9 protein-coding genes are annotated in these 10129 nt (G+C 64.5%); 3 read left to right on the top strand and 6 right to left on the bottom strand.

Annotation, left to right across the window (positions count from 1 at the left end; translation table 11 throughout):
• The 5 genes from Q0J74_RS08145 to rimP all read right to left on the bottom strand — a co-directional run.
• The coding region (locus Q0J74_RS08145; protein WP_363315571.1) for a translation initiation factor IF-2 at nt 1-1446 on the bottom strand (1446 nt) is incomplete at its 3' end.
• 114 nt (nt 1447-1560) lie between these two features.
• Nucleotides 1561-2091: a L7Ae/L30e/S12e/Gadd45 family ribosomal protein gene (locus tag Q0J74_RS08150; RefSeq protein WP_297213107.1), complete on the bottom strand. Its 531-nt coding sequence runs from the start codon at nt 2089-2091 to the stop codon at nt 1561-1563.
• Nucleotides 2084-2359 carry an RNase P modulator RnpM gene (locus Q0J74_RS08155; protein WP_297213110.1) on the bottom strand — a complete coding sequence of 92 codons (276 nt, stop codon included), beginning with the start codon at nt 2357-2359 and terminating at the stop codon, nt 2084-2086. The genes Q0J74_RS08150 and Q0J74_RS08155 overlap by 8 nt, the downstream gene beginning before the upstream one ends.
• Before the next feature lie 158 nt (nt 2360-2517).
• Nucleotides 2518-3678 (bottom strand): transcription termination factor NusA, encoded by a 1161-nt coding sequence (nusA, locus tag Q0J74_RS08160; protein WP_297213113.1) that lies wholly within the window; start codon nt 3676-3678, stop codon nt 2518-2520.
• 85 nt (nt 3679-3763) lie between these two features.
• Nucleotides 3764-4219: a ribosome maturation factor RimP gene (gene rimP / locus Q0J74_RS08165; protein WP_297213116.1), complete on the bottom strand. Its 456-nt coding sequence runs from the start codon at nt 4217-4219 to the stop codon at nt 3764-3766.
• A gap of 244 nt (nt 4220-4463) precedes the next feature.
• On the opposite strand from rimP, the gene Q0J74_RS08170 reads away from it, so the two are divergent.
• From Q0J74_RS08170 to Q0J74_RS08180, 3 genes are read left to right on the top strand one after another with little or no spacing between them, the layout of a single operon-like run.
• The gene (locus Q0J74_RS08170) at nt 4464-5396 is read left to right on the top strand and encodes an AAA family ATPase (RefSeq protein WP_297213119.1); all 933 of its coding nucleotides are present in this window, start codon (nt 4464-4466) and stop codon (nt 5394-5396) included.
• Nucleotides 5397-5400: 4 nt separating this feature from the next.
• The gene (locus Q0J74_RS08175; protein WP_297213121.1) at nt 5401-6408 is read left to right on the top strand and encodes a DUF58 domain-containing protein; all 1008 of its coding nucleotides are present in this window, start codon (nt 5401-5403) and stop codon (nt 6406-6408) included.
• A complete protein-coding gene (locus tag Q0J74_RS08180) occupies nt 6405-8768 on the top strand; it encodes a transglutaminase-like domain-containing protein (RefSeq protein WP_297213124.1) in 2364 nt (787 codons plus the stop codon). Before Q0J74_RS08175 ends, Q0J74_RS08180 begins: the two co-directional genes overlap by 4 nt.
• 243 nt (nt 8769-9011) lie before the next feature.
• Here the strand turns inward: Q0J74_RS08180 and Q0J74_RS08185 are convergent.
• Nucleotides 9012-10129, bottom strand: a 1118-nt coding sequence (locus Q0J74_RS08185) for an S-layer homology domain-containing protein (protein WP_297213126.1), incomplete at its 5' end; no start/stop codon positions are given.

The following is a 10129-nucleotide window of genomic DNA, read 5'->3' on the forward strand; positions in this document are numbered from 1 at the left end:
GTCCAGCCGGGCCTCGATGACGGCTCCGTGGGCGGAGCGGTTGGGGTTGGCCTTCAGCTCCTGCATCTCGGCGGTCAAATTGACCATCTCCAGCAGGTTGTCAATTCCCTCCCCGGTTTTGGCGGAGATGGGGCAAATGATAGTCTCGCCTCCCCACTCCTCCGGCACCAGCTCGTACTTGGTGAGCTGCTCCTTGATCCGCTCGGGGTTGGCCTCCGGCTTATCCATCTTGTTGATGGCCACGATGATGGGGATGTTGGCCGCCTTGGCGTGGTTGATGGATTCAATGGTCTGGGGCATAATGCCGTCGTCGGCGGCCACCACCAGGATGGCCACGTCGGTAATCATGGCGCCTCTGGCCCGCATGGCGGTAAAGGCCTCGTGGCCGGGGGTATCCAGGAAGGTAATGAGCTTGCCCTGCACCTCTACCTGGTAGGCGCCGATATGCTGGGTGATGCCGCCGGCCTCTCCAGCCGCCACGTGTGCGTTGCGGATATAGTCCAGCAGAGAGGTCTTGCCGTGGTCCACGTGGCCCATGACCACCACCACGGGAGCCCGGGGAAGCAGATCCTCCTCCTTGTCCTCGGCGGTATCGATGAGCTTCTCCTCGATGGTCACGATCACCTCGTGTTCCACCTTGCAGCCCAGCTCCTCGGCGATGATGGCGGCGGTGTCGAAGTCGATCACGTCGCTGAGGGAGGCCATGACCCCGTTCTTCATCAGGGTCTTCACCACCTCGGCCCCAGTCTTTTTCATCCGGCTGGCCAGCTCACCCACGCCAATCTCGTCGGGAATTTTCACGGTGAGGGGGGTCTTCTTGGCAATCTCCAGCTGGAGCCGGCGCATCTTCTCCTGCTCCTCCTGGCGGCGCTTGCTGCCGCCCTGGAAATTCCCCTTGCGCTGGTTGCGGCCCTGGAACTTCTGCTTGCCGCCCTGCATCTGCTTGGTCTTGCCGGCGGCCAGGTTCTCCAGCCGCTCGTCATACTTCTCCAGGTTCACCTGACCGCCCTTGCGGGTGTCCACCACCTTTTTCTCAGGCACCCGGGTGGCGGGACGGCTCTGCTGCTGGGGCTGCTGGGCCTTGGGCTGTTCAGCCTGGGGCGCCGGACGGGCGCCGGACGGGCCGCCGTTCTGGGCGGGCCGGGCGGGCTGGGCCTTGACGGGGGCGTCCGGCTTTTCCGTCTTTCCCGCCTTCTCCCCCGCCGGCGCCCCCTGGGGCGCGGCGGCGGGCTTGGGCTCCCGGTACACGTCGGCGTAGATGCTCTCGATGCTCTCCACCTGATTGTTCTGGGTCAGGTATTCAAAAATCAGGGACAGCTCCCTGTCGTTCAGGGGCTGCATGTGATTCTTCGGGGCCGTCGCGTACTTGGTCAGAATGTCGGTGATCTCCTTGGAATTCTTATTGAAATCCTTGGCCACCTCATGGACACGATACTTGTTGTTCAGCAAATAAGCCACCTCCAACTGGGCCGGCTTGCGCCAATAGGAAAACGCGGCGGGGACGCTGCGCTTTCTTATTGGAACAAGCCCGCTTCTTCCAATACCTTTCTCCATTTCTGTTCATGGCTGCTTCTTGATGGTCAGTCTGCCCTTGGGCACGAAGGGTTTGGCCCCCTTCTCCGACCCCGCCAGCTCCGCCCGCTTTTGCTCCGGGGGCGGGGGCGCCCAGGGCTTCCGGCGGTTCCGCTGCAGATTCTTCTCGTGGGCGCGCCGCTCCTTCTGCCGCTGGAGCGCCTTCTCCGCCTGAATCTTCAACTCCGCCGCGGCTCCGCCGCACCCCTCCGGGTCGTCCTGGGCCAGTTTGCCCGCAATGGCAGCGGCCAGCCCCACATCGGTGAGGGCCAGCATGGTGCAGACGCTGCGTCCCACCGTGCCGCCCAGCTCCCCCTTGGTATAGGGGGTGGACAGCACAGGCACCTTGCCGGCCTGGGCAAAGTGGGCCGCCCGGCGGATGCTGTTTTCCGCCCCGTCGGCGGCGGTGAGAATCAGCCTGGCCTGGTGCGCCCGGGCGGCGGCGGCCACCGGCTCCTCGCCCACCTCCAGCCGCCCCGCCTTTCGGGCAATGCCCAGCAGGTGCAGGATACTATCCATCCCGATCACCCGCTCTCATCTGCTCCTCCAGCGCCGCGTACACCTCATCCGGCAGGGGGGCGGAAAAGGCCCGCTCCAGCGCCCGAGACTTCCGGGCGCGCTTCAGACACTCTTCCTGCGGGCATACATAGGCCCCCCGGCCCGGCTTCTTCCCCCGAAAATCCAGAGAGACCTCCCCCTCCGGACTCTTCACCACCCGGATCAGCTCCGGTTTGGGTTTCATCTCCCGGCAGCCCACGCACTGGCGCAGGGGTATTTTCTTGGGCATCTTCTCTCGCCTCCCTGCCCCACAAAAGGCAGCGTCTTTTGCGGGGTCTCCGATTCATCCTGTTTGGGGCAAAACACTTGTGCGGTGCAAGCGCCGTCCCGCCTGCGGCGGGTCCCAAAGAGGGCCAGCCTCAACCTTGGAGGCCGCCCCCGCCGGGCTTACTCCTCGCTCTCAGCCTCATCTTCTTCAATGATCACATCGTCTTCGCCCGCCACGTCCTCGTCGGCGGGGGCGGATTCCGGCTTGATATCGATCTTCCAACCCGTCAGCTTGGCGGCCAGCCGGGCATTTTGCCCCTCTTTGCCGATAGCCAGGGAAAGTTGGTCGTCAGGCACCACCACCCGGCAGCTCTTGCCCTCCTCGTGGACCTCCACGCTCACCACGTCGGCGGGAGACAGGGCGGCGGCGATGTACTCCGCCGGGTTCTCCGACCACTTGACGATGTCCACCTTCTCCCCCTTGAGTTCCTCTACAATGTTGTTCACCCGCTGGCCCCGGGGACCCACACAGGCGCCGATGGGGTCCACGTTGGGGTCGGCGGACCACACCGCCAGTTTGGTGCGGCTGCCTGCCTCCCGGGCGATAGATTTGACCTCCACCGTGCCGTCGTAGATCTCAGGTACCTCCAGCTCGAACAGCCGCTTCACCAGGCCGGGGTGGGTACGGGAGATGAGTACCTGGGGACCCTTGGTGGAACGGCGCACCTCCACCACATACACCCGCAGGCGCATCCCCTCGGTGTAGCTCTCTCCCTTCACCTGCTCGCCGGGGGCCAGGAATGCCTCGGTGGCCTCGCTGCCGGAGCCGATGCGCAGGCTGGCGGCGCCGGAGCGGGGGTCAATGCGGGTGACTACACCGGTGAGAATCTCGTGCTCCTTGGAGGAGAACTCATCATAAATCATGCCCCGCTCGGCCTCCCGCATACCCTGGATAATCACCTGGCGGGCGGTCTGGGCGGCGATACGGCCAAAATCGCGGGTCTTGATCTCGATACGGATCACATCCCCCAGCTGGGCCTGGGGCAGCTTGCTGCGGGCCATCTCCAGGCTCATCTCGGTGCAGGGGTTGTCCACCTCTTCCACCACGTCCTTCTTGACGAACATGCGGACGGTACCCTTTTCCTCGTCGGCCTCCACGGTGACATTGTCCCCCACACTCTCATGGTCCCGCTTGTAGGCGGACACCAGAGCCTGGGTGATCTTCTCCAGCATATAGGACTTGGGAATGCCCTTTTCCTTTTCAATCAGGTTGATGGCGGCAAAAAATTCCGCCCCGTCCAGCTCATTGCTTTTCTGCGCTTTGGCATTTTTCTTCGGCATAATCCTTCTCCTTATCTCAACCCAGGCGGACAGTCCCCGCCCCTACATGATTCCCATACAGGCGGGCGGCACCCGCCCCTGCCTCTTAAAACCGCACGTACAGCCGCACCTGGGCCACATCCTTCTTTGCAAAGGTCTCCGTTCCGGCGGCAGTTTCAATGCTCACGTCCCCGTTGTCATAGTCCTTCAGGACCCCCACGTGATCCTTCCGGCCCTCTACCGCCCGGTAGAGCCGCACCTCCACCTCGGCGCCCAGAAACCGCTCAAAATGCTCCGGCTTTTTCAGGGGCCGGTCAGCGCCGGCGGAGGAGACTTCCAGCACGTAGCTGCCCGCGATGGGGTCGGCCTCGTCCAGGGCGTCGGACAGGGGGCGGCTTACCGCCTCGCAGTCGTCAATGGACACGCCGCCCTCCTTGTCAATGTAGATCCGGAGGAACCACTCCCCCGCCTCCCGGACATACTCCACATCCCACAGGGAGCAGCCCGCGTCCTCCACAATGGGGGCGGCCATGGACGCCACAAGCTCTGTGATCTTCGCCATCTTCGGCCTCCTTGCCGGGGACTTCCAAAAATTTGCTTCCCCTGTTTTTTCAATAAGAAAGAGCGGAGCCGCAACCCCACTCTCACCATACACCTACTACTATCGTACGTACTATACCACAAAACCGTTCCCCTTGCAAGGGTTTGCCGGGATTTTTTCTGTCAAACGGCTCTGTGTGCGGTTTTTGTTGACATAACGATGCACTTTGGTACAATAGTACCATACCCGAAAAGGAGGACGGCCCATGAGCGCGAGCAAGGTGATTCTGGAGATTCTCGCCCAGGTGAAAAAAGCGGTGGTGGGAAAGGATGAGGTGCTGGCCAAGGTACTGCTGGCCATTCTGGCCCGGGGGCATATTCTGCTGGAGGATATCCCCGGCGTGGGCAAGACCACTATGGCCCTGGCCTTCTCCAAGGCTCTGAGCTTAAACTATAACCGGGTGCAGTTCACCCCCGATGTCATGCCCTCTGACATCACGGGCTTCTCCATTTTGAATCAGGAGACGGGGAAGATGGAGTATCAGCCGGGGGCGGTGCTGTGCAACCTGTTTCTGGCCGACGAGCTCAACCGGGCCACCAGCCGCACCCAGTCCGCCCTGCTGGAGGCCATGGAGGAGGGCCAGGTGACGGTGGACGGGGTAAGCCACCCGGTCCCCCAGCCCTTCCTGGTCATCGCCACCCAGAACCCGGCGGGGGCCTCCGGCACCCAGCTGCTGCCCGACTCCCAGATGGACCGGTTCATGGTGCGCCTGTCCATCGGCTACCCCGCACCGGCGGACGAGATGGACATGGTGCGCCGCAAGCAGCAGGGCAATCCCCTGGACCGGGTGGAGCAGGTGCTGGACCTGGACGGGCTGCGGGCGCTGCGGAGCCAGGCCGATCAGGTATACGTATCCGATGAGATTTTGGACTACGTGGTGCGTCTGGTCAGCGCCACCCGCACCCATCCCATGATCGTCCAGGGGGCAAGTCCCCGGGCCTCCCTGGCTCTGACCGCCATGGCGAAGGCCGCCGCGCTTACCCTGGGTCGGGACTACGTGAACCCCGAGGACGTGTCCATGGTGTTTGAAGACGTGGTGAGCCACCGGCTCATTCTCTCCCCCAGAGCCCAGGCGGAGGGTGGATTTGACCCGGCGAAGGAGCTCCTGCGGCAGGTCCCCGCCCCCGTTGTCAAGTAAGGCCATGCTTCACCGTCAGATCTCATACGCCGCCCTTATCGCAGCGGCCATTGTCTTTCAGATTTTCTTCCGGTTCTACCTGTCCACCTTTACCCTGGTGCTGGTGGCGGCGCTGCCGGTGCTCTCGGTGCTCCTCACCCTCCCCGCCCTGCTGGGCAGCACCCTCCGCCTGACCTCGGAGGGACAGATCTCCCGGGGCGGAGAAGGACACTTTACCCTCCGGCTGGAGCGGAAGAACACCCTGCCCCTGCCGCCGGTGAGGGTGCGTCTCACCTGGTCCAACCAGCTCACCGGAGAGCGGGGGACCCTGGCGTGTCTGCTCCGCTCTGGCGACGGGACCGACCAGCTCTCCCTGTCCCTTCCCGCCCCCCACTGCGGCCAGCTGGTGTGCGCTGTGGAGCGGGCCGCGGCCTGTGACCTGCTGGGACTGTTCCCTCTGCCCCTTCCCGGCAGGGCGGGCGCCGCCCTGCTCCTTCTTCCCCTCCCGGCGGAGGTGACCCTCCCTGCCGAGCTGGACGCTCCCCGCACCGGCGGGGCGGTGCTGCGTCCCCGGCCCGGCGGCGGCCCCGGGGAGGATTACGACCTGCGGGAGTACCGGGCGGGGGACCCCCTGCGGTCCATCCACTGGAAGCTCTCCTCCAAAAAGGGGGATCTGGTGGTACGGGAGACTCTGGAACCCCGGCAGGCAGAGCTTATCCTCACCTACGACCACTTCGGTTCTCCGGAGGAGCTGGATCAGGTCTTTGACCGGCTGTGTACCCTCTCCCGCCTGCTGCTGGCCAAAGGCCGCTCCCATCGCATCCAGTGGGCCGCCCCGGTGAGCGGGGAGATAACCGACCGGGAGGTGGACTCGGAGCGGAGCCTGATGGCCTGTCTGGAGCTGGCCTTTTCCCTGGCCGCACCCCCATCGGGCCGTTCCATCCTGGACGGGGCGCTGAAAATGTCCCCCTCCGCCGGGCTTCCCCTCCATTTCCATGTCACCGCCCGGGACGTGAAAGGAGGCCGGAAATGAAGCGCCGCGCAGTCCGGCCCAAGCGGCCGCCTTTCCGTCCCACCCCCGCCTCGGTGGCGGGGGGCGGCGTGCTGCTCTTCCTCTGCCTGTACGGGGCGGTGCTCTCTTTTGTCTCCGCTTTCTCCGCCCGTACCTATCCGCTCTTGCTGGCGGGGGGCTTTGTAGTGTGTACGGCGGTAAGCCTGCTTACCTGGTCCCTTCCCCGCAGGTGGTGGACCCTCCCACTCTTCCTGGTCTCCGGTCTGTGGAGCTGGGGGCTGTGGAAGCTGTGGGACTGGCTGGTACTGGGGGAGATCTCCCTGCGGTGCGCGGTGGTAAACACCTTCTGCGCCAGCCTGGGGCTGGACGGCTACATTGAGCCCGTCGCCCAGTTTTCCCCCTCTGTCTGGGCCATGAGCGCCACTCTGCTGCTGCTGGCGGCCATGCTCCCTCTCAGCCTGTTGCTGGGGTTGGCCATCCTCCGCTTCCGCTCCTTCTGGCTCACCTTTTGGGTGACCTTTCCCTTCCCGCTGGTTCCCATCTGTATCTCCGTCACCCCCGCCTGGGTTCCCCTGTGCGCCCTGCTGCTGGTGTGGTGTACCATGGGCCTCACCGCCCTGGTGGGACGTCAGGACCCTCGGGGGGCTGCCCGGCTCACCCTGGCTGCTCTTCCCTCAGCCGCCCTGCTGCTGGCTCTGCTCACCACCGCCCTGCCCCAGGAGAATTACCAGCGCCCCCAGTGGGCGGACGACGCCCTGGACGGCTTCAACAACTGGGCCACCCACCTGGATATTGCCCTGTTCCAGGGCAGCGGCCCCTTCGGCCTGTTCGGGGGCGGCGGCGGGCTGTCCAATGCCGATGGGGAGGTGGACCTGTCCCACGCCGGCCCCCTGGGCTTCTCCGGCCGGACGGTGCTGGAGGTGGAGACCGAGCTGCGGGGGCGCATCTACCTGCGGGGCTTTTCCAGCGCCGTGTATGACGGCGGCAGCTGGGGGCCTTTGGACGACGAGGAATACGGCGCCATGTTTCTGGAGGAGGAGGAGGAGCTCACTCTTCCCGATTACAGCAGCGTCTACTACTTCCCCTCCCTGGATGGGTGGCAGCCCCTGAACTTCCCCGCCCTGGCCAACCGGGAGGCCTTCCCCGACAAGGACTACGCCAAATTTACCGTCCGCAACGTGGGAGCCGACCCGGGGTATGTCTACGTCCCCTACCACATCCTGTCCCAGCCCGAGGAGCTGGGGGGTACCGCCTTTGTCAATGATGTCTGCCTGGCCCGCATGGAGGACGTGTGGACCCACACGGTGTACATCCAGCCCGGCTGCAACCCCCTCAGCGGGGCGGAGCTGCCGGCAGAGGTGCAGGACGCCTCCAGGAACTATGAAAACTTTGTATACAGCAGCTATCTGGATATCCCGGAGGAGTGCCTGCCCGCTCTGGAGGGGGCCATAGCGGAGATCTCGGAGCAGATGCTGTCCGGCGCCGACGTACCTGCCTATCAGCGGTACATGGAGCTGCTGACCACCAGCTCGGCGCCCAGCTGGCAGGCGGTGCAGCTCCTCATGGCCGACGTGGTGACCGCCTATCTGGAGGAGACGGCGGAGTACAATCCCGATGCCGCCGTCACCCCAGAGGGGGAGGATTTTGTATCTTACTTCCTCACCGAGAGCCATGAGGGCTACTGCATGCACTTTGCCTCCGCCGCCGCCCTTATGCTGCGGTATCTGGGGGTACCCGCCCGGTATGTGGCGGGCTACGTGGCCGACGTGCCGTCCTCCGGCAAGGTCAGCGTCCCCGATTCCGCCGCCCACGCCTGGGTGGAAATCTACCTGAACGGCTACGGCTGGGAGCCGGTGGAGGTCACCCCCGCCTACGCCGGGGGCAATCCCGGCCGCAGCTCCACGGCGGAGGCCACTCCTACCCCCACCGCCACCCCCAGACCCTCGGCCACCGCCGCACCCTCGGCCACCGCGGCCCCCACCCCTACGCCTAGTCAGGCCCCCGGCACAGCGGCGGAGGAAGAGGAACCCCTGAACCCCCGCGTCTTTCTCATCCCCCTGCTTGCGGTGCTGGCCGTCCTGGCCTTCCCAGCTAATCGGGCCTTGGGCCGGTCCCGGCGGGAGAGGCGCTTCCGGCAGGAGAGTACCAATCAGGCGGTCATCGCCGCCTATCTCTATCTCAAGAGGTTGGAGCGGTGGGGCGGCGAGACACCGGAGGAGACCTTTGCCCTGGCTAAAAAAGCCAAATTCAGTCCCCACACTTTGACAGAGGTCGAGCGGGAAACGGCGGTCTCCTCCGCCCGCGCCGCCACCGTCCAGGTGGACAAGTCCCTGCCCTGGTATAAGCGGCTATGGTGCCGGTATATTCTGGGGCTGACCTAGCTGCACAAAAAGCATCCCGGGCGCGCCTTCCGGCGCGCCCGGGATGCTTCAGCTTGTCGAAAAACCTCCCCCGCAGGGAGCCTCGCAGCGTTCTGCCGCCCGCAGGCGACAGAATCAAATGGAAATCCGTCCTTCCCGGGGACATATGCCTCGGGAAGGACCCTTCTCAGGACGGATCGGGCGACGATTTCTTCCCAAGAAATTGAGGCCGATCCGTCCTGCAGCCTTTTCCGACAGCTCTTGTCAGTACGGCTCTCTCTGGCGGAATCGCTGAAGAAGCGCGGCTATCTCTCCGCGGAGAGCTGTACCGCCTGGGTCCAGCCGTCCTCCCCCCTTACCGGAGATCAGGCCGGCATTCACTGCCCAGGTCATGCCCTCCAGCGCCCAGGGGGAAACCTGCCCGCCGTCGGAATAATTGTCCAGGGTCCCAGCAGCCTCCCCGGTGTCTCCCTGGCCGTGCGCGTAGCGGTACAGCAGCACCGCCAGCTGCTCCCGGGTGATGGGGTCCTCCGGGCCGAATCTGCCGCCGCCATATCCCTCCACCAATCCGTGCTCCGCCGCCCAGCTTACCGCCTGGGCATACCAAGCCTCCTCCGCCACATCCAAAAAGACGGTCCCGCCGCCGGCGGGGGCGCCCTCCATCCTCCAAAGCACTGTGGTGAGCATAGCTCGGGTCAGGCTCATCTCCGGGGCAAACTGGCTGGCGCTCACCCCATCCATCAGCTTCTGGCTATAGACATAGGATACCGCCTCATAATACCAGTCCTCCGCCGCCACATCGGTGAAGGGCAGCTCCGCCGGCGGTAGGGAGTCAAACTTCGCCGTAACAGTCACCGCACATCCCGGCATGGAAAAGCAATAGATATCCTCCCCCATGGTTGTCACTGTCAGCGGAATGCCCCCGGAGTTGAAAACAGACAGGCTATCCAGCCGGTACCCCCTGGCGGGGCTGACGGTAAGGGTGACTGTCTGTCCTGCCTCCGCCTCCTTTCGGTCGGAAGACACCACTCCATTCAGAATATCTTGGGCGATGGATATCTGGTACTTCTGAAGCACAAAGCCGCCGCCTCCACCGCCAGCAGGCACGGAGGAACCACCAAGGGCCGGAATCGGCCGGCTGATCTCCTCGCCGCACAGCATACACACCGCCTTCTCCAGGCCCTCGTTCGTCTCCGTGGGAGGCGTCACCACAGTGAATTCACCTGGATGGTGTCCGGTTGCCGGGGTCTCTCCATCCACATAACTGTCCCCGCAGGCCAGGCAGAGGTGGGTGGTATAGCCCGGCTCGGTACAGGTGGGTAAAGTGACAACCTCCTTGTAGCTGTGTCCGGCAGCGGAAATCACTTCCTGCTCTACAAGCA

It is taken from the genome of uncultured Flavonifractor sp. (genome assembly GCF_944387675.1).
Taxonomy (GTDB): Bacteria; Bacillota; Clostridia; order Oscillospirales; family Oscillospiraceae; genus Flavonifractor.